This window comes from Flavobacterium sp. Arc3, from assembly GCF_041431375.1.
Taxonomy (GTDB): Bacteria; Bacteroidota; Bacteroidia; order Flavobacteriales; family Flavobacteriaceae; genus Flavobacterium.
Map to the genome: position 1 here is coordinate 160374 of NZ_JASMRI010000006.1, position 21337 is coordinate 181710.

At 36.1% G+C, this 21337-nt stretch carries 18 protein-coding genes; 10 read left to right on the forward strand and 8 right to left on the reverse strand.

The window, feature by feature from the left end; translation table 11 throughout:
* The first annotated feature begins 46 nt into the window (after window positions 1–46).
* Complete coding sequence (gene sufC, locus QO200_RS06165; RefSeq protein ID WP_371537728.1) at window positions 47–799, forward strand: Fe-S cluster assembly ATPase SufC; 753 nt, start codon at window positions 47–49, stop codon at window positions 797–799.
* Between the two features lie 82 nt (window positions 800–881).
* Window positions 882–2198 carry a Fe-S cluster assembly protein SufD gene (gene sufD / locus QO200_RS06170; protein ID WP_371537731.1) on the forward strand — a complete coding sequence of 439 codons (1317 nt, stop codon included), beginning with the start codon at window positions 882–884 and terminating at the stop codon, window positions 2196–2198.
* Window positions 2199–2430: 232 nt separating this feature from the next.
* On the opposite strand, the gene QO200_RS06175 is transcribed toward sufD, so the two are convergent.
* Entirely contained in the window at window positions 2431–3777 is a 1347-nt protein-coding gene (locus tag QO200_RS06175; RefSeq protein WP_371537734.1) for a serine hydrolase domain-containing protein, read from the reverse strand.
* Window positions 3778–3934: 157 nt separating this feature from the next.
* On the opposite strand from QO200_RS06175, the gene QO200_RS06180 reads away from it, so the two are divergent.
* The 6 genes from QO200_RS06180 (at window position 3935) to QO200_RS06205 (ending at window position 7875) form a co-directional block, all read left to right on the forward strand.
* Complete coding sequence (locus QO200_RS06180) at window positions 3935–5149, forward strand: aminotransferase class V-fold PLP-dependent enzyme (RefSeq protein WP_371537737.1); 1215 nt, start codon at window positions 3935–3937, stop codon at window positions 5147–5149.
* A gap of 11 nt (window positions 5150–5160) precedes the next feature.
* Entirely contained in the window at window positions 5161–5604 is a 444-nt protein-coding gene (locus QO200_RS06185) for a hypothetical protein (protein WP_371537741.1), read from the forward strand.
* Window positions 5594–6013: a SufE family protein gene (locus QO200_RS06190; protein WP_371537744.1), complete on the forward strand. Its 420-nt coding sequence runs from the start codon at window positions 5594–5596 to the stop codon at window positions 6011–6013. The genes QO200_RS06185 and QO200_RS06190 overlap by 11 nt, the downstream gene beginning before the upstream one ends.
* A 79-nt stretch (window positions 6014–6092) precedes the next feature.
* Window positions 6093–6416, forward strand: a complete 324-nt coding sequence (locus QO200_RS06195) for an SUF system Fe-S cluster assembly protein (protein ID WP_339919201.1) — start codon at window positions 6093–6095, stop codon at window positions 6414–6416.
* 81 nt (window positions 6417–6497) lie between these two features.
* Entirely contained in the window at window positions 6498–7004 is a 507-nt protein-coding gene (locus QO200_RS06200) for a DUF2480 family protein (RefSeq protein ID WP_371537747.1), read from the forward strand.
* 22 nt (window positions 7005–7026) lie between these two features.
* Window positions 7027–7875: a DUF3078 domain-containing protein gene (locus QO200_RS06205; protein WP_371537750.1), complete on the forward strand. Its 849-nt coding sequence runs from the start codon at window positions 7027–7029 to the stop codon at window positions 7873–7875.
* 197 nt (window positions 7876–8072) lie between these two features.
* Here the strand turns inward: QO200_RS06205 and QO200_RS06210 are convergent, their stop codons facing one another.
* The 6 genes from QO200_RS06210 to hflX form a co-directional block, all read right to left on the reverse strand.
* Window positions 8073–8963 (reverse strand): SDR family oxidoreductase, encoded by an 891-nt coding sequence (locus tag QO200_RS06210; protein ID WP_371537753.1) that lies wholly within the window; start codon window positions 8961–8963, stop codon window positions 8073–8075.
* A gap of 487 nt (window positions 8964–9450) precedes the next feature.
* Window positions 9451–10410, reverse strand: coding sequence for a Fic family protein (locus QO200_RS06215; protein ID WP_371537755.1), 960 nt, complete (start codon window positions 10408–10410; stop codon window positions 9451–9453).
* A gap of 491 nt (window positions 10411–10901) precedes the next feature.
* Window positions 10902–13598, reverse strand: a complete 2697-nt coding sequence (locus tag QO200_RS06220; RefSeq protein ID WP_371537757.1) for a fibronectin type III domain-containing protein — start codon at window positions 13596–13598, stop codon at window positions 10902–10904.
* A 46-nt stretch (window positions 13599–13644) separates the two neighbouring features.
* Entirely contained in the window at window positions 13645–14271 is a 627-nt protein-coding gene (locus tag QO200_RS06225; protein WP_371537759.1) for an outer membrane protein, read from the reverse strand.
* 77 nt (window positions 14272–14348) lie between these two features.
* Window positions 14349–14870, reverse strand: coding sequence for a T9SS type A sorting domain-containing protein (locus QO200_RS06230; protein ID WP_371537762.1), 522 nt, complete (start codon window positions 14868–14870; stop codon window positions 14349–14351).
* Window positions 14871–15223: 353 nt separating this feature from the next.
* Window positions 15224–16483 (reverse strand): GTPase HflX, encoded by a 1260-nt coding sequence (gene hflX, locus QO200_RS06235; protein ID WP_371537766.1) that lies wholly within the window; start codon window positions 16481–16483, stop codon window positions 15224–15226.
* 256 nt (window positions 16484–16739) lie between these two features.
* Here hflX and QO200_RS06240 point away from each other — a divergent pair, with 256 nt between their 5' ends.
* Window positions 16740–18386, forward strand: a complete 1647-nt coding sequence (locus QO200_RS06240; protein ID WP_371537769.1) for a DUF6377 domain-containing protein — start codon at window positions 16740–16742, stop codon at window positions 18384–18386.
* A gap of 270 nt (window positions 18387–18656) precedes the next feature.
* On the forward strand, window positions 18657–20771 hold the full coding sequence (locus QO200_RS06245; protein ID WP_371537772.1) for a glycoside hydrolase family 97 protein: 2115 nt from the start codon (window positions 18657–18659) through the stop codon (window positions 20769–20771).
* A gap of 79 nt (window positions 20772–20850) precedes the next feature.
* Here the strand turns inward: QO200_RS06245 and QO200_RS06250 are convergent, their stop codons facing one another.
* Window positions 20851–21321, reverse strand: a complete 471-nt coding sequence (locus QO200_RS06250; protein ID WP_371537774.1) for an FKBP-type peptidyl-prolyl cis-trans isomerase — start codon at window positions 21319–21321, stop codon at window positions 20851–20853.
* Window positions 21322–21337: the final 16 nt, after the last annotated feature.

Below are 21337 nucleotides of genomic sequence, written 5' to 3' on the forward strand. Positions count from 1 at the left end.
GAACTAAATGAATCTTAATACCTTAATGGTTTAAAATAAAAAACGAATGTTAAGCATAAAAAATTTACACGCCTCAATAGGTGACAAAGAAATATTAAAAGGAATTAATCTTGAAGTAAAAGCAGGAGAAATTCATGCCATAATGGGGCCAAACGGTGCTGGAAAAAGTACGCTTGCGTCAATCATTGCAGGAAATGAAAACTACGAGGTAACCGAAGGAGAAATCACTTTAGAAGGAGAAGACCTTAGTGAATTAGCTCCAGAAGAAAGAGCACACAAAGGAGTGTTTCTTTCGTTTCAATATCCAGTAGAGATTCCCGGAGTTTCAGTAACGAATTTTATCAGAACAGCAATCAACGAGACTCGTAAAGCAAACGGACACGAAGAAATGCCTGCTAACGAAATGCTAAAAGTGATTCGTGAAAAATCAGAATTATTAGAAATTGACAGAAAATTTTTGTCTCGTTCTCTTAACGAAGGATTTTCAGGTGGAGAGAAAAAACGTAACGAGATTTTCCAAATGGCAATGTTAGAGCCAAAATTAGCTATCCTTGATGAAACTGATTCTGGATTAGATATCGATGCGTTACGTATCGTAGCTAACGGAGTTAATAAATTAAAAAGCGACAAAAACGCAATTGTAGTAATTACGCACTACCAACGTTTATTAGATTATATTGTTCCTGATTTCGTTCATGTTTTACTTAACGGTAAAATTGTAAAATCTGGAGACGCTTCTTTAGCTTTAGAGCTAGAAGAAAGAGGATACGACTGGATCAAACAAGAACAAGAAGCATAAAATTTTGTTTGAAGTTTAAAGTTTAAAGTTGCCGCGAGCTAACTTTAAATTTTTAAACCTTAAACTTTAAACAATAAAAAAAATGGATTTGAAAGAAAAATTAATCTCGTCTTTTATGGCTTTCGAAGAGCGCATCGATGTTCACACTGAACTTCACGATGTAAGAACTTCGGCTATGAAAAACTTTGAAAATAAAGGGTTCCCAACAAAGAAAGATGAAGCTTGGAAATATACTTCGCTAAATGCTCTCTTAAAAAACGACTTTACCGTTTTCCCTAAAAAAGAAAACAGTATTCAATATTCTGATGTAAAAAAATATTTTTTACATGAAGTAGATACTTATAAAGTAGTATTTATTGATGGTATTTTCAGTTCGTACTTATCGTCTACAACCCACGAAGGAATCGATGTTTGCTTAATGTCTTCGGCATTGAATAAACCAAAATACAAAATGATTATTGACAACTACTATAATCAAATTGCTAACAAAGAAGAAAGTTTAACTTCATTGAATACGGCTTTTGCTACTGAAGGAGCTTACATCAATATTCCAAAAAGCAAAGTCGCTGACAAACCTATTGAAATCATGTATTTCTCTACGGGAAATGAGTCTGCGCTTATGGTGCAACCACGAAACTTGGTGATTGTAGGTGAAAATTCACATGTTCAAATTATTGAGCGTCACCAGAGTTTGACTGAAAATCCAGTATTAACCAATTCGGTTACTGAGATTTTTGCTCAAAAACGCGCCATAGTGGATTTCTATAAAATTCAAAATGACAACCTAACCGCTAACTTGATTGACAATACTTACGTGTCGCAAAAACAAGAAAGTAGTGTTGCGGTTAATACTTTTTCTTTTGGTGGAAACCTAACTAGAAACAACTTGAACTTCTACCATTTTGGAGAAAGAATAGTAAGTTACTTAAACGGAATTACGATTATTGGAGAAAAACAGCACGTAGACCATTACACATTGGTACAACATGCTACTCCAAATTGTGAAAGCCACCAAGATTACAAAGGAATCTTTTCTGACCGTTCGACCGGTGTTTTCAACGGGAAAATCTACGTAGAGAAAGAAGCTCAAAAAACAAACGCATTCCAAAAAAACAATAATATCCTATTGAGTGATAAAGCAACAATAAACGCTAAACCACAATTAGAGATTTTTGCTGATGATGTAAAATGTTCACACGGTTGTACCATCGGGCAACTAGATGAAACAGCTATGTTCTACATGCGTCAACGTGGAATTCCACAAAAAGAAGCCAAAGCTTTATTAATGTACGCATTCTCGAATGCCGTTATCGAAAGCATCAAAATACCAGAATTAAAACAAAGAATCACTAAAATTATCGCCACCAAATTAGGTGTTAAAATTGGATTTGATTTGTAATAATTTATAACCGCAATCCCGATAGCTATCGGGACGCTAAGTTTTACGCAAAGGGCGCAGAGTTTTTAATGAACTTTGCGCCCTTTGCCTTTTTACATTTGTTATAAACTCTTCTGTTTTTTGGGAGCTATTCCCGCTTTTCATTTCAATCTTTTTTCGGTGAAAAACCTCAAAAAGGATTTCCATTACTATCGGGGCTATAAAAACGTGCTTTTACATCTTTACATTTTGTTTACCTCTTCAAACTCCCAATCACTCCTCTCAAAAACCCATTAAAATCAAACTCTGGATTCTCTTTTAAGCCCATGCGCACGATAACCAAATCCATTGACGGGATAATCGCTACCATCTGTCCTTGAAAACCGCTGCAATAAAACATATCTCTAGGCACATCTGGAAATTTCCCACCAGCATTTAACCAAAAGTGGGCTCCATAATCTCCTTTTGATCCTTTGGTTGGTCCTGCCACATATTCAGCCCAACCAGCATCAAACAACTGCTCACCATTCCAGTTTCCTTTGTGCAAGTACAACAAACCAAATTTTGACCAATCTCTCGTAGTAGCCCAAGAATAGGATGATCCTACAAAATTTCCTGCCATATCCGTTTCAACCACCATCGATTTCATTCCTATTTTATCAATCAACGCCGAATACCAAAAATCTAAATATTCTTGATGGGTCTTAAACTGATTTCTCAAAATATAAGATAGCAAGTTTGTTGTTCCTGAGGAATAATTCCAATGTGTATTGGGTTCAAACACGGATGGTTTTTCGAGTTGTACCCTTCCCATGTTCTCCGCTTGAAATAGCATTTTAGTTGCATCACAAATCGTGCTGTAATTCTCCTCCCATTCCAATCCTGAATTCATATGAAGCAAGTCGTTTGTAGTAATATTTTTGCGTTTGTCTTTCTGCCATTCCACAATCGGAGCTGGTTTGTAGATATCGTATTTTCCCTGTTTTTCAAGTATCCCAAAAATAGTAGCCGTAATACTTTTGGTCATCGACCAACCCAGAATCTTACTGTCTTTATCGAAACCCGTATCGTATTTCTCTGCAATAATTCGGTCTTTGTGTATTACAATAACAGAGCGCGTTCTTTTGTCTTTTTTACCTGTCGAGTCAAAAGCATTGCTTACAGCCGCATTCAGCTTAGCATAATCCACTGAACTGAAAACCGTATCTTTCGCCTCCTGATTTCCGTAGGGAAAAAGCTTGTCAGAAACTAACTTGGTTCTTTTGGGAACCTCGTATGGCGCGCTTATGTCAAAATCAGCATCTATTAATGTTGCACCTAAACCTTCGCGGTAAATTGCTTTTCTCTCTTTCAAACCATAAACAGAAGCGGTTGCAAATTGTCCGTTTTCGTCAATTGTGTTTGTAGCCAAATCAATCATCTTAATATCGTTGTCTCCTTTTTCAATCATTTCCATAGAACGATGATCTATAAAATGTCCCGAAGCAATACTTTTGGCTGAAAAGCCCGAAATCAAATCTAATTTGGGATAGGTTATAAATCCATAATAAAGAATCCCGATAAAAGAGGCAAAACCAACGAGTTTAAAGAATTTTTTCATTTGATACTATTTTACTGCAATTTAGTAAAATTTTTCATCATTAATTCAATAGTATATTTCTATCAAAGCATAAGAAACAAACATAAAAAACAGTGAATTAGCAGCGAAAACAATTAGGATTTTAGTACTTTTGTATTTAGAACTTTTCTAAATAATTATGCTAGACATTCAAAAAATAAGAGCCGATTTTCCGATACTTTCACAACAAGTAAACGGAAAGCCTTTAGTTTATTTCGACAACGGAGCCACATCGCAGAAACCACAAATAGTGATTGATGCCATTTCAAAATACTATCAGGAAATTAATGCCAATATCCATCGCGGCGTACATACTTTGAGTCAACTAGCCACCGATGCTTACGAAATTTCACGTGGTAAAATTCAAAATCATATTAACGCCAAGTTTTCTCATGAAGTACTATTTACTTCAGGAACTACTTTCGGAATCAATTTAGTAGCTAACGGATTTGCTGCTATTTTAAAACCCGGTGACGAAGTATTAGTTTCAGCATTGGAACACCACAGTAATATCGTGCCTTGGCAAATGTTGTGCGAGAAAACAGGCGCTATCCTAAAAGTCATCCCTATGAATGAAAAAGGGGAATTGATCATGGCCGAGTACGATAAATTACTATCTGAAAAAACTAAAATTGTCACGACAAATCATATATCAAATGCACTAGGGACAATCAACCCTATCAAGTACATGATTGATAAAGCACATGCCGTTGGCGCTGCTATTTTAATTGATGGAGCACAAGCCGTACCCCATTTAAAGCCTGATGTACAAGAATTAGATTGTGATTTCTATGTTTTTTCTGGACATAAAATATGCGGCCCAACGGGAATAGGAATTTTATACGGAAAAGAAGATTGGTTAAATAAACTACCTCCTTATCAAGGTGGTGGCGAAATGATCAAAGAGGTAACTTTCGAAAAAACAACTTATGCTGAACTACCCCATAAATTTGAAGCAGGAACACCAAATATTGCTGGCGGAATAGTTTTAGGAACTGCGATCGATTACATGAATGGGGTTGGTTTTGAAAATATTCAAAAACAAGAGTTAGAATTATTGGAATACGGAACAAAACGTTTATTAGAAATTGAAGGTTTGAAAATTTTTGGTACCTCAAAAGAAAAAACTTCCGTAATTTCGTTTAATATTGAAGGCATTCATCCATACGATATTGGTACCATAATTGACAAATTAGGAATAGCGGTTAGAACTGGGCATCATTGCGCGCAACCGATTATGACTTATTTTAATATTCCGGGGACAATACGAGCTTCATTCTCTTTTTACAATACAAAAGAAGAAATTGACGTTATGGTTGAAGCGGTAAAAAGAGCAACACTAATGTTATCTTAAGTTTATAAACAATGAGAATACTATCTTTACTATTATTGACTATTTTTCTTGGAAAGAGCTGTGAAGTTCAAAACAAGCAAAATCTAGAATCTGCAGTTATTGAGTACACTGCAAATTCAAGAGGATTTTACCAAAAAATAACGGTTCAAAATCAAATGGTCACCATTTCCATAGACAGACGTGGACTCGACAAAGCCGTGGCTACAAAGATTGCAGACAATGATTGGGAAGAGCTAGTAGACTTATTCAGTAAAATAGAACTAGATAGCTTATCAAAACTTAAGGCACCTACCGAAAAACGTTTTTATGACGGTGCGGCAATTGCAAATTTTAAAATCAAATTTCAAGATAAAACCTATGAAACAACTAGTTTTGACCATGGTTTTCCACCAAATGAGATTGAAAAGTTCGTAAATAAAATAAATTCATTTGCAAAACAAAACGATGAAAATTAAAGAGATACAAGACGAAATAGTAGACGAATTCTCCATGTTTGACGACTGGATGGAGCGATATGAATACATAATCGAATTAGGAAAAAAGCTTCCATTAATCAAAGAAGAATTCAAGACAGAAAGTAATTTGATAAAAGGATGCCAGTCGAAAGTGTGGTTGCAGGGTGAGAAAAATGATGACAAGGTAGTCTTCACCGCCGACAGTGATGCGATTTTGACAAAAGGAATTATTGCCATATTGATCCGTACTTTTTCAAATCAAACTGCCACAGACATTCTCGAATCCGATATGGATTTTATCGACGAAATAGGATTGAAAGAACATTTATCACCAACACGTGCTAACGGATTAGTGTCAATGATCAAGAATATAAAAATGTATGCTTTGGCATTCAACTCACAAAAATAATTTTAACATATAAGTCATATAAGCAAACTAGATTAAGAAGCTTATATGGTTCAAAAACTAAAATATAACTAAAATAAAAATGGAACAAGATATAGACACAAACGAATTAGGAGAAGCGATCGTAAAAAAGTTAAAAACAATTTATGACCCGGAGATTCCTGTAGATATTTATGAATTAGGATTGATTTATGACGTAATGGTAAATACTGATTACGAAGTAAAAATCCTAATGACACTAACCTCTCCTAACTGTCCCGTTGCGGAAAGTTTACCGAGAGAAGTTGAAGAAAAAGTAAAATCAATTGAGCATGTAAAGGATGCCGAAGTAGAAATTACTTTTGACCCACCTTGGAGCAAAGACTTAATGAGCGAAGAAGCAAAATTAGAACTAGGAATGCTTTAAAAATGAGTTTAGAATTTAAGGGTTTAAAGTTGTCAATCTAACTTTAAACCCTTAACTTTTTCTTACCTTTAAACTAAGAACATGGAAGAGATAATTAATAAAGTAGCAAATAGTGCGCTGGAAGTATTCGATTTAGAGGATTACTACCCAAAAGGCATTCGATCCCAGGTTGACATTTCACAATGGCTCTTGGAAGGATTTCTATTGAAAGAAAAGGATTTTAGGGAACACCTTAAAAATCATGATTGGACGCAGTATCAGGATCAGTTTGTAGCTGTCAATTGCAGTACGGACGCCATTGTTCCCGCATGGGCTTCCATCTTAGTGACGATTCAACTTGCCCCCTATGCCAAGAAAATAACAAATGGAAACATTGACGATTTAAATGCCGCTTTATATGAAGAGCTACTAGCTAAAATTGACTATTCAGCGTATGCTAATAAATCAATTATTATAAAAGGCTGTTCACAAAAACCAGTGCCTATGCGTGCCTATGTTTTGGCCGCACAGAATTTGCAACCCTTCGCCCGCAGCATTATGTATGGTGAAGCTTGCTCTGCCGTTCCCTTATATAAAGCAAAAAAATAGGATCAATTAAAAACACCGAAACATGAAAAAATCACTACTTTCCATTGTTTTTATTCTAACTGTACTTGTTGGAAGCGCTCAAGAAGTTCCAAAAGATACCACTAAGGTTTGGACAAAAAAAGGAAACCTCTCTCTGCTTTTTAACCAGTCAGCCTACAACAAACAATGGCTCGGTGGTGGAACTTCAAACATAGCAGGGAATTTTGGCATAAACTACGACTTCAACTATAAAAAAGGAGACGTTGTTTGGGATAATAAATTCATCCTTGCTTATGGTTTAACTAAAATTAAGGGCGATGACAAAACTGCTAAAACAGATGACCGTTTAGAGCTGAATTCCATTTGGGGTAAAAAAGCAAAAGGCGACTGGTACTATTCTATGTTTTTCAATTTTAAAACGCAGATGGACACTGGTTATGATAAAAACGATGTGAATATCTCCCATTTTTTCTCTCCGGCTTATTTCCAATTAGGACCTGGTATGCTTTGGAAAAAAAGCAATAACCTGAGTGTGAATTTTTCTCCGGCGACCTCAAAACTGATCTTGGTACACAATCACTATACAGAATTTGGCCCGTCATTTGGTGTTTTACAAGGAGACAACTCTCGATTTGAATTTGGAGCCAGCATTGCAGCTTACTACAAGTTCGTTATAATGGCGAACGTTTCTATAGAGAATCGTCTGAATTTATATTCTAATTATTTGGACAATCCACAAAATGTGGATATCGATTACCAAATGAATGTGGTAATGAAAATCAACAAATACCTATCCGCAAATGTCGCTTTGCAAACTATATACGATGACAATTCCGTGCAAGCGGTACAAGTAAAAGAAGTCTTTGGAATAGGGGTTAATTACGGTTTCTAGAAACCACCAATAAAAAACGTAATCAAAAGCCCTTTTGAAAATTTCAAAAGGGCTTTTGATTTGCAGATTCACTGTTGCGGAGGAAGTAGCAAATTCTTGTTTTTGTTAGCTAGGATGCCGAACTAATCTTATTAAACTAAATAGGTCCTTCTCGCAAACGAGAACCAGAGAGAATGATTAACTTCCATATCAGGATTTTAATACTCTAATTCTGTTTTATGTTTCTCGATAAAATCGATCCATTTTGTAGGCTGTTTACCTGTGATTTCATGAAAATTTTCAAATGTACTATCAGCACCAGGAATAGTCCCTGCAGCATACCGTTTCCAATGGTCATATACACATCCCATGTACGCCATTTCTGCACCTGAATCAATCATTGACTGAAGAAACACATCGGGGGAGAGCGGGTTATAACGAAAAGGCTTGCCAATAATGGAAGTCATCAGAGCAGCTATCTCACTAAAATTTTTAGCATCATAGCCAAGTCTATACGTTTTGCCAGCATGCAATTCCGGAAACGCTAAAGTGAGAGCAGCCACTTCCGCTACATTATCCACATCAACCCAACTCAGTCTGGCATCCGAAACATAATGATGAAGTACACCATCTGCTATTACTTTTTTGCCACCATAACTCAGTAGATTCTGCATAAAATCTTGAGGTCGCAAATGAGTAAAAGAAAAACCGGACCATTCTATATAACGTTCCACAAACTGGTGCCACGCCCAATGCCCAATAGTGGTGTCGTCTGGACCACAAGCACAAAGATGTACTATGTGTTTGACTCCTGCTTTTTTGGCATTATCCAATAGTGCTTTACTTTGGCGGAGCATGTCTACGGTATATCCAGTAATAATAAAGACCCGATCAATGTTTCTAAAAGCGGGGATATGTGTACTTTCATCATCAAAATCTAGAATAACTGTCTCGATTCCTTTATTGGTAAAGGGAACTGCTTTTTTAGCTGTTCTTACAGCGGCTACAATTTCTATGGAAGTATTTGATAAAAGAAAGTCGATTGTTTTGCCACCAACCTGACCGGTAGCTCCTGTAATAAGTATTCTTGGCTTTACTATGTTTGACATATAATTGGCTGGTTTCTGTAATTTATAAACTAAAATTAATTGAACACAAAGTTACCAACTATAAGATTTCAAACACTTGATTTAAGATAAGATATAACAAATCCTAAGTCTATAACCATTATTTCCAATGCCTACTATTCTTTTTAATGGGCTGAAGTTCGCCATAAAAACCACCAAGTATATTTTACAAACGTGGCGTTGAGAATAATAAACGATAACAACTCAATAAAAGCCATTCAGGTAAGTGAAGTTTTTGGAATAGGTGTAAATTATGGTTTCTAGAAACTAGCAATATAAAGCGTATTCAAAAGGGCTTTTGAAATTCATCAAGAGGGCTTTTTATTATCCGCGTTGCAAACGCTACGTTTTATCATTAAATTTAAGTAGATACTCGTCGCAAACGAGCACCAGATGGGATACTAGCGATAGCGAACTGCCGAAGCAATCTCATAAAGATTCTATTTTTAATAATCCAGCATTGCGAACCCTAGTTTTTATTTACAATATATTTAGTTTTATTAAGACTGCCTTCACTTTTAAATAAATTTAGTTGCATCCCTTTTTTTAAGTCTCTACTTGCTGTTGCCGATGACAAATCTTTAAAAATATTCATATAATCCTTTCTTGTGAATTCGTTTAAACCAAGATTTAAAAAATAGTCTAATCTATCAATATCTTTTAAAACTCTGTTATTATAAGAGAGTAAAGAACTCAGCGATTCATTAATCACCCCAAGCATGTACTCAATAAAAAAAGTTGATTTTCCTGATTTGTCACTCATAGCCAATGACTTGTAATATTCACTCTGAGTTTTACTAATTAGTGTTTCAAAAGGTAAAAACTCGAATACTGGGTATTCTGACATTAAAATTAAAGTTTGCCATAATCTACCCATCCTACCATTTCCATCTAGAAATGGATGAATAAACTCCATTTCATAATGAAAGACACAGCTTTTTATAAGAACCAATTCATCTGAATTCTTAAGATATTCAAATAAGTCATTCATTAAATAAGGAACATTTTCATAAGGCGGAGCAACATGCTCGACTTTAGTTCCTTTAACTATTCCTACTCCTTTTCTTCTATATTTCCCTGCGTTTTCTATTAAACCTGACATCAATTCCGAATGTGCTTTCAAAAAACTCTTATCAGATGAAAAGCTAAATTCTTCTAGTCTTTCATACACTTTAATTGCATTCAAAACCTCCAAAACATCTTTTTCAGGACCGATAACTCTTTTGTTTTCAATTAATGCAGTAATCTGTTCTTCTGTTAACGTATTACCCTCAATTTGCAAAGAAGAATGAATTGTTTTTATTCTATTTTGCTTTCTAAGTTGTGGAGATTGTCTGTTTAAAAAGTTTGCATTAACTTCCCCTAATTTCTCAGAAATAGCACTTATCAGTTTTAAAATATTTGGTGTAATCTCATACGGTGGTTTCATTGATAGCATCATTTGATACTATCAAAAGTAGTTTTGTTTGTCCATTCACACAAATTTAACTGTTACTAAATTTAACAACAACCTCAAATACCTCAACTTAGCCCAAAAACCTTTTAAGACCTTTACTGCTTTACCTATGTGTGGCAAAAAATAATATTGATTAATGATTGCTGATAGAGGAAACTAGCATACAAATTAAACTGAGGACACTTGAGGGATAGAAGCAATCCGCTGCGACGAAGTGGCTTTTGGAGTTGGTGTGAATTACGGTTTCTAGAAACCAACAAAAATAAGCATACTGTAAAGCCCTTTTGAAATTCATCAAAAGGGCTTTTTATTATCCGCGTTGCAAACGCTACGACTTATCTTTCAATTTAAGCAGGTACTCGTCGCAGAGGAGCACCAGGGGGGTTACGATAAAGGTATAGTATTTTTTCATTGGATTATTTTTATTATTGATGGCATTCATGAATACTATACCTTCACGTAAATTACCTAGTCTTTTGTTGGGCAAACAATTGGCTTATTTCCTCAGCAGTCATTTGATCATAAGCTTCACTTACATAAAAATCACTAGAACTTGAGTGTTCACTCTCTCCAATTGCATTCGTTGCTGTTACTGTGCATTCATATCTGTAACCAACAGAAAGACGATATATCGCAATTCCAGCATCTTCTAACTGTGTTGAAATCACAGATTGCTGCCTTCGGCTATCATCATAGTAAACTGTATAATAGACTATTGGTGAACCACCATCAAATGTCGGGACAGAATATCTTACAAATGCACTTGTTCCAATTAGGTCGATAACTCCTATTATTGGTGCTTCAGGAACTGTCAGAGGTGGTGAAGGCATTACTGAATTGGTAAATGCACTTGATGAACTATCACCAGCGGTATTGGTAGCTGTCACCGTGAATGTATATGTGGTCCCATTGGTAAGCCCCATAACGTTTATTGTACCACTTCCTGCCTGTGTCAAGGTACCACTAATATTACCTGGTGATGAAGTTGCCGTATATTCAGTTATTATTGAACCACCATTCCTTGCTGGAGCAGTATATGTTACACTTGCCTGACCATTTCCTCCAATAGCTGTTCCTATAATTGGTGCATCAGGAACTGTCGGAGGTGTTCCACCAACCCACGTTGGAACTCCGCTTATCATTTGCAGTGCAGCCCCTTCATTTACAGTAGTTGCTACTATTACCCATGCTGTACCGTTCCAGTATTGCATATCGCCTGCTGTTGTGCCTGAGGTCTGGCCTGTTGCGGGAGTAGTCCATTCAGGAGCAGTTGTGCCAGCATTCATAGTTAGCACCTGATTAGCTGTTCCTTTTGGTAAGACTGTGCCAGCTCCATTTGTTCCACCATAAACAATATCCCCTGTTGCATTCATTGGGCTTAAGGCATCAAAAGCTGTTGCTTTTGTAGTTGCTCCTGTACCTCCGTTTGCAATGGCAACTGTACCACTTACATTGTCAGCAGTACCTGTTGTATTTTGGTTGAGTGTTGGAAAATCAATTGCGATTGCAATAGAAGGAACTCCTGTTGTTGTCGTGTTTTTTAAAATTCCGGTTGTTAAACTAGCTAAAGAAGTGCCATTTATTGCAACCACTGTAAGAGCTGTAGCTCCTGTAGCATCACCTGTATGTGTTGCATTAGTTACTAAACTGCTATATTTAGTATTTACTGCATCGTCGCCTGTGTTAACACCTACTATTGCGGCGATTTTTGTTTTTTCAACTGTCGTGTAATCGTTGGTAGTTAATCCTTTACCTACTTCTTTATCGACTTTTGTTGCAATTGCATCTGCATTAGCCTTTTCTGCAGTTATTGCACGCGAGGTTTCTGCCGCAATTGCTGTTGAACTGGTCGCAATACCTGAAATATCCTGGTCGCCTGTGTTTATTCCGCTTGTATTGCTAATGGTTGTTGCCTGAGATGGTGTAATCCCAGCTTTTGCTGTATTTAATGCAATGGCAGTATTCTGAGTGCTTTGTTCCGTCTTTAATGTTGTAATACCAGCTGCATTTATGGCAATCCCTGAAATATCTTGGTCGCCCGGATAGGATATTTTTGCATTATTTGTAGCGATATCAATTGCTTGAGCTGGTGTAATTCCAGCTTTAGCAGTATTCAATGCAATAGCAGTATTCTGAGTGCTTTGCTCCGTTTTTAATGTTGTAATACCAGCTGCATTTATGGCAATCCCTGAAATATCCTGATCGCCTGTGTTTATGCCGCTTGTATTGCTAATGATTGTTGCCTGAGATGGTGTAATCCCAGCTTTTGCTGTATTTAATGCAATGGCAGTATTCTGAGTGCTTTGTTCCGTCTTTAATGTTGTAATACCAGCTGCATTTATTGCAATCCCTGAAATATCTTGGTCGCCCGGATAGGATACTTTTGCATTATTTGTAGCGATATCAATTGCTTGCGCTGGTGTAATTCCAGCTTTAGCAGTATTCAATGCAATAGCAGTATTCTGAGTGCTTTGCTCCGTTTTTAATGTTGTAATACCAGCTGCATTTATGGCAATCCCTGAAATATCCTGGTCGCCTGTGTTTATTCCGCTTGTATTGCTAATGGTTGTTGCCTGAGATGGTGTAATCCCAGCTTTTGCTGTATTTAATGCAATGGCAGTATTCTGAGTGCTTTGTTCCGTTTTCAATGTTGTAATACCAGTAGCATTAAATTGTTCAGCTTGTAATGCTCTTGCCTTTTCTGCAGCAATAGCTACCGAATTTTTTGTCATTTCAATAGTCACTTCTACCGTTGGTGGCTGTGGCATATAGGTCAAGTTTTGCTCACTTAAAGGGCTGAAATTACTGCCCCCTGTAAAATCAATCCCCACTTTTAATTTCTTTGTACTACCGTTCCAAACAATAGCCGCAAAATCAGTATTACTTGTTTGTGTTCCGGTTCCTATCAAAAGGTTGATCATACCATATCTGTCCGTTTTTGTAGTATGCTTTTCTTTGTATTCTTCAGTGCCTGATGCATTTACAACAGTAAATTCTATCGAAACAGAGGTGTTGGCCAATATATTATTTTGTGCATTTGCTCCTGGTATTTCCTGCGCTTTTGGATTTAATATAACCGCCTGGTAACTGATTCCTTTGGTTTGTGAAAAACCTTGGAATGCCGTCATTAATAAGAGCAATAAGAGTAGTAGTCTTTTCATAATCGTTTTTTTTATTCTAATTTGTATCGTATTCTTATTTTGCAGTTTACTGTTTCTTGGAAATGTCAATTAGCAGTCCAAAGCCTATATTGTTACTCTCAATTCTTAATTCTGCATTCCCTGAAGCCATATCTGAGCTTTTTCCATACAAGTATTGCACATAAAAAGAAAGGTTTTCTGAAATGGGATGTGAGAAACCTGCCCCTATTTGCATGGTTATTAAAGTGGAATTAAAGTCATCATTGTTTTTTAAGTCAATCACACTATTGTTAAGTGTTTGGCTGCCCTGAACAAAAAATGCGGCTGACATCCCTGCTTTTACAAAAACACTTGCTTTTTTAATGTTAAACAACTTATAATCCAGCCCTGCATTTAATCCTGCATAGTTTACATCCCATTCCATAAAGTTCCCTACAACATCATCGCTCCCTATCGCGCCATAACCCGCATAATTTGCGCCCAATGATAGCTTCAGGTTTTTTGTGAACAATTGCTCTGTGTACCCTATGGACATAAAACTGTGTGTGGTAGCTTGTAGATTGTCAAGGCTATTGCCTTGTGCGTTTTTGTAATCGAATGACGTTAATGATTTTCCGCCTTCTACATACAGCTGTTGTGCCACGGCAAAGTTTGTTGCTGCGATTAGCAGCAGTACTAAAGTAATTTTTTTCATGTTGTTTTGATGCGTTTTTTTAGTTGTTGTTTTTTGAGTAAAAAGAATCAATGGATAAATAAATCCTGGGTTGCGGCTTACTTTTTAAGTATGTTTTTTATGAATTGTTTGTTGTTGGCAGTGACCTTTAAAATATAACCCGTAACAGGAAGGTCGCTAAACTGAACCTTTAGCTCTTGATTGGCCGCATAGCTTTTTGAAAATACCTGTCGTCCCAACAGATCAAAAACAGCCACTTCTACTTTGCCGTTAATTTGTTCTGTAAAGGATATGGTGACACCTTCTACAAATGGATTTGGATAAACAATGGCTTCCAAGTTTAATGGAATGCCTAAATCTATAATTTTTGCCAATACATCGGGCTGTATAAAACCCTGGCGCACGGTGTACTCATTGCTATAAAATGTCCCTATTACACTCGCTTGTCCTATACTTTGCTGTACAACATATTGCTTGTTGTTTGCCGTTACATTTTCTGAAGATCCCGAAGTTCCCGTCGTGGCTCTTACCAAATAATCATTGGAGCTGTTTTGGGCTTGCGAAAGTTGACTGACCAATACTAAAAATAAGGCACTTATAAAAAGTAGTTTTTGCTTCATATGGAATCGATTTATTTATGAGCTAAGATAAAATCAACCCAAATGACTGGCGGAGAAAGTAAAAAAACTTTGTTAATTAAAATTATTTTAGCAAGTTAACGTTTTATTAACAATAACAAGCAGGTATTTATACCTGCTTTTACTAAATCTGCAATAAATAGCTGTTTGTAAGCCCTAAAAATACTTTTTTAGCATTTATTATTGGGTTTAAGTATGAAATAAGCTATGATGCAGCGCTGCAGATATCCTGACGCAGCTGCAACGCAGTGGAGGCTGGGGCATGCCCAAAAAAAAAATCCCTAATGAAATATCAAAAGGGATTGGGGTACTATATATTTTAAGGGAGTTGGGAACTACTCTATTGTTTCCTCTTCTTGATCTTCTTTGTCTTCTTTCTCGATGGCATCTTTATAATCAGGATATAAAAACTTATTGTAAGGAAAACGCGTAATGTGAATTTGTCTTACTGTTTCATAAAGACGTTCTCTTAATTCCTCGAAATTTTCTTTGTTTGTTGCCGAAATGAACAACGCATTCTCATCTCCTACGCGACTCATCCAAGTAGATTTCCACTCTTCTAGAGTATTGTGTCTTGGTGTTTTCTCCGTCATTAAGTCATCGTCATCAATCGTCAAATGCTTGTAGGCATCAATCTTATTGAAAACCATAATTACCGGTTTGTCGTTTGCTTTGATATCCATCAACGTTTGATTCACCGATGCAATATGATCTTCAAATTCAGGATGTGAAATATCAACGACATGCAACAATAGATCGGCCTCACGAACCTCATCCAGCGTACTCTTGAAAGAATCTACTAGTTGTGTAGGTAATTTTCGAATGAAACCTACCGTATCAGAAAGCAGGAAAGGCAAGTTCTTAATAACTACTTTTCGAACTGTGGTGTCCAAAGTGGCAAAAAGCTTGTTTTCGACAAAAACATCACTTTTCCCAATGGCATTCATCAAAGTTGATTTTCCTACATTGGTATATCCCACTAATGCCACACGAACCATAGCACCGCGATTACCGCGTTGTGTGCCCATTTGTTTGTCAATCGCTTTGATTTTATCTTTCAATAAGGCAATTCTATCACGGACAATACGTCTGTCTGTTTCAATTTCTGTTTCACCAGGCCCACGCATTCCAATTCCCCCTTTTTGACGCTCTAAGTGAGTCCACATTCCAGAAAGCCTAGGTAGAAGGTATTGGCATTGCGCCAATTCTACTTGAGTTCTGGCATAAGAAGTCTCTGCTCTTTGCGCAAATATATCCAGGATAAGGTGTGTCCTGTCGAGAATTTTGCATTCCTCTATTACTTTAGAAATATTTTTTTGTTGCGAAGGAGTCAATTCATCATCAAAAATCAATGTTGAAATTTCATTCTCTTTTACATACTGATGAATCTCTTCTATTTTTCCAGTTCCTACAAATGTTTTAGGATTTGGTCGTTCCATTTTTTGTGAAAAACGTTTGACCACTTGTCCACCTGCCGTAAAGGTTAGAAACTCTAATTCGTCAAGATATTCATTAAGCTTCTCTTCACTTTGATTTTGAGTTACAATCCCAACAATGGCTGTTTTTTCGAAATTTATTACTTCTTTTTCTAACATATCTTTGTATAAGCTACAAATTTAATGATTTGCGCGATACTTATGGAATATATGTCTTTATAAAAAGCGAAAGCCGTGAAAATTGATAGTATTTATAGGTTTAAAACTAATAATTGCATTTTACAATGTTTGCTAATCGTTTAAAAACTCGTGTTCCCTTTGATTATAACTAAGAACACCACTATTTATTTAGCCCTAGGAATCGTGAATTCCTTTGTATTTTTAGTTAATTTTACCCAATCTAAATTCCCTTTTAATGAATCGATTTTTGCCATTTTTCTTTGTTCTCTTTTTGCCGGCTTTGCTTTTGGCTCAAGAGAATTCAGCGTCTTTGCTGCGGGAATTGGATCAGACAATCGAGAATCATCAGTTCTATTCAAATCAAAAAGAGCATACCATTGACTCCCTTAAGCAACTTTTAAAACCTGCTTTGAGCGAACTTCAAAAACAGGAGGTTTATGACCAACTATACGAAGAATACAGAGTATATAAATCGGATTCCGCTTTGGTTTTTGCTCGAAAAAGTATGCAAATCGCAATTCGCCTAGACGATTCCAAAAGAAGTGATCAAGCCGCACTAAATCTCGCATCCATAATGGGTACTTTAGGAATGTACAAAGAGGCAACCGATATTCTTGCAAAAAATCCAGGTAATCGTTCTCCAGAATTAAAGGGTTCTTATTACGTTGTTAATAGGGTTCTCTATGGCTACATGTACGATTATGCTACTTCCACTTATGAAAAAGAAAAATATGCTGCCTTAACACAAAAATACCGTGATTCTTCTCTGCAGTATTTTCCCAAACAAGCGCGACAACACCTTATTATTCAAGCAGAGCTTTTAATAAAAAAAGGTAAAGAGGACCAATCGTTGCAACAACTCCTTAGTGTTTTTCCAAGTATTTCTCTTTCTGATCCTGATCGGGCGGTCTTTGCTTACATTATTTCTTATGCCTATCATCAAAAAAAAGATAGAGGAGCGGAGAAAAAATGGTTGGCCATTTCTGCAATTTCTGATTTAAAGTTGGCCAAAAAAGAAAATATTTCACTTCGCAATCTGGCCTTTTTATTATACGAAGAAGGCGACATAGACAGAGCCTACAAATACATACAACGTTCACTGGAAGACGCGCTCTTTTGCAATGCTCGTTTGAGAACCTACGAGATTTCTAAAATGATGCCCATCATCAGTGAAGCTTATGAACACCAGAATCAAAAGAACCAAAAACAACTCGTTTTATTTCTAGTTAGTATGAGTTTACTAACTGTAATCTTGTTAGTTGTACTGATTCTACTTTTCAAGCAAATGAAAAAATTAAAGACTGCACAAAAAGAGCTGAACGAAGCAAATTCTCAATTGCTAGAACTAAATGTTGCCTTACAAGCCATTAATTTAAAACTAAAAGAGACAAACAGTACATTAACAGAAGCTAATCTTGTAAAAGAGATTTACATTGGCAAATACATGGATCAATGTTCAGATTATATTGGGAAATTAGAAGGTTACCGTCGAAAACTGAATGTGATGGCAACCGCAGGTAAAATGAACAACCTCATCAGCGCAATCAAATCAAAACAGTTTATTGAATCTGAATTAAAAGAGTTTTACACGAATTTTGACAAAACCTTTTTATTACTCTTTCCTGACTTCATCAACGAATTTGAAGCTTTACTTGTTGACACAGATCTAACCCAACTGAAAGACGGAGAGCTTTTGAATACCGAACTAAGAATAATAGCACTGATCCGTTTAGGTATTAAGGATAGCGCTAAAATTGCTGTTTTCCTTCGCTATTCTGTTTCCACAATTTATAATTATCGTTCCCAAATCAAAAACAAAGCAGCAGGTCTGCGTGAGGAATTCGAGGCTAATGTCATGCGAATAGGAACGGGAATTAAATAAAGAAATCGACACGCTACAAGTACGTTTGGTTGTCAAACCAGTCTTACTGTTCCCTTTTTTGATTAAAAACCCACTACTTTTTTTTATTACAAAATATATACAAAAACTTGATTATTAGCAACTTGTAGTTCTTAAAACATTCCCTAATCTACTTTTTAAAAATCACAAAAACATTCGAGGTATAAAGGGCATATATTTACGATATCGAACTTACATAAGAACAGCATAGTACGACCCAACAAATAGTAATCATTAATTTATTCCAAAAAAATGAAACATTTATTTTTCACTTCCTTTATCTGGCTTGCCTTATTTAGTGGTGCCCATGCACAACAATTAAAATCCCCAAATGAAGCCTTGACAATGGAATTTTCGTTACAAAACGACGGAACTCCTACATACGCTTTAAAATACAAAAACAAAGAGGTTATAAAAACCAGTAAATTAGGTTTAGAACTAAAAAACGACGAAAAATCATTACTGAATGACTTCGTAATAGTAGATACAAAAACGGCCACATTTGACGAAAACTGGAAACCAGTTTGGGGCGAAGTAGCCCAAATTCGCAATCATTATAACGAACTTGCCGTTACTTTAAACCAAAAAGGAACTGACAGACAAATCGTAATTCGTTTTCGTTTATTCGACGAAGGTCTAGGTTTCCGTTATGAATTTCCGACTCAAAAGAACCTTACTTATTTTGTAATTAAAGAAGAAAGAACGCAATTTGCGATGGCAGGAGATCATACCGCATTTTGGATTCCTGGAGATTACGACACGCAGGAATACGATTTCACCACTTCTAAATTATCTGAAATTAGAGGTTTAAGCGAAAAAGCAAAGACTGCTAATGTTTCTCAAACTTCGTTTTCAACTACAGGGGTGCAAACTTCATTAATGATGAAAACGGCAGATGGATTATACATCAACCTTCACGAAGCTGCATTAATTAACTATTCTTGTATGCACTTGAATTTAGATGATAAAAACATGATTTTCGAATCTTGGTTAACGCCAGATGCGATAGGAGACAAAGGATACATGCAAGCACCTAACACCTCTCCATGGCGTACCATTATGGTTAGCGATGATGCCCGAGATATTTTGGCTTCTAAAATGACATTGAACTTAAATGACCCTTGTAAAATTGAAGATACCTCTTGGATTAAACCAGTTAAATACGTTGGTGTTTGGTGGGAAATGATTACTGGTAAAAGTTCTTGGTCGTATACTAATGACTACCCTTCTGTAGAACTGGGCGTAACTGATTACACTAAAGCAAAACCGAACGGTACACATGGAGCGAATACTGCAAATGTCAAGAAATATATTGATTTTGCTTCTGCAAATGGTTTTGGTGGTGTTTTAGTTGAAGGATGGAATGAAGGATGGGAAGATTGGTTTGGTCATTCTAAAGATTATGTTTTTGACTTTGTAACTCCTTATCCAGACTTTGATGTAAAAGGAATCCAAGCGTATGCAAAATCTAAAGGAGTAAAAATGATTATGCATCATGAGACTTCAGGATCTGTTCGCAACTACGAGCGCCATTTAGACACAGCCTACCAATTCATGAAAGACAATGGATATGATGCTGTAAAAAGTGGTTATGTAGGGAATATTTTGCCGCAAGGGGAAAATCATTACAACCAATGGGTGGTAAACCATTATCAATATGCGTTAGAAAAAGCAGCAGAATATAAAATTATGGTAAATGCACATGAGGCTGTTCGTCCTACAGGGATAAGCAGAACGTATCCCAACTTAATTGGGAACGAATCGGCTAGAGGAACAGAGTACCAGTCTTTTGGTGGTTCTAAACCCAACCATGTTACTTTATTGCCTTTTACACGTTTAATTGGTGGTCCAATGGATTATACGCCAGGTATTTTCGAAATGGATTTGAGCAAATTGAATCCTGACAATCATTCGCATGTAAATAGCACAATTGCAAATCAATTGGCTTTGTATGTTACTATGTACAGTCCGTTACAAATGGCAGCCGATTTACCTGAAAATTACAATCGCTTTTTGGATGCTTTTCAGTTCATTAAAGATGTAGCCATCGACTGGACAGAAAGCAAATACCTTGAAGCAGAACCAGGACAATACATTACTGTAGCCCGTAAAGCTAAAGGAACTAACAACTGGTTTGTAGGGAATGTAAATGGTGAAACACCTCGTACTTCAAATATCAAATTTGATTTCTTGGAGAAAGGAAAAAAATACACTGCGACTATCTATGCCGATGCAAAAGATGCGCATTACAAAACAAACCCTCAAGCCTACGTTATTCGTAAAGTAGTTGTGACAAGCAAGTCTAAACTATCTCAATTGAGTGCGCCAGGCGGAGGTTATGCCGTTAGCATTATTGAAATAAAATAATAGTGACTATGTAAAAGTAGAAAAGGCTGTCTAAAAATTTAGACAGCCTTTTTTTATTTCTATAATGTATGAACTTAAACTAATTCACTTTGATTAATTTAACATCAAAAAGAATAACAGCACCTCCTGGAATTGGTCCGCTACCGTTATCTCCATAACCCAAAGCAGATGGAACTAATAGAATACCGCTACCTCCCTCTTTAAAATAAGGAATCCCTTCTGTCCATCCTTTTATAACTTGGTTCAAACCAAACGATATACCTTCATCAGTACTTTTATCAAACACATTTCCATTGGTATAATATCCTTTGTAAGCTACTGTAACATTAGAAGAAGCTGTTGGTTTAACACCTGTTCCTGCTTCATTAACTACATAATACAAACCTGAATCGGTTCTTGTAGCAGTCAATTTATTTGCGGCAATATAATCCACAATTTCTTTTTCATTTTTAACTGTATAATCAACAGCTTGAGTTTCTACTTCTGTATTTGTATCTGATAAGCAAGAAACGAATAATAAAGAAACGAGTGATAATAAAATAGATTTCATAATTTGATTTGATTAG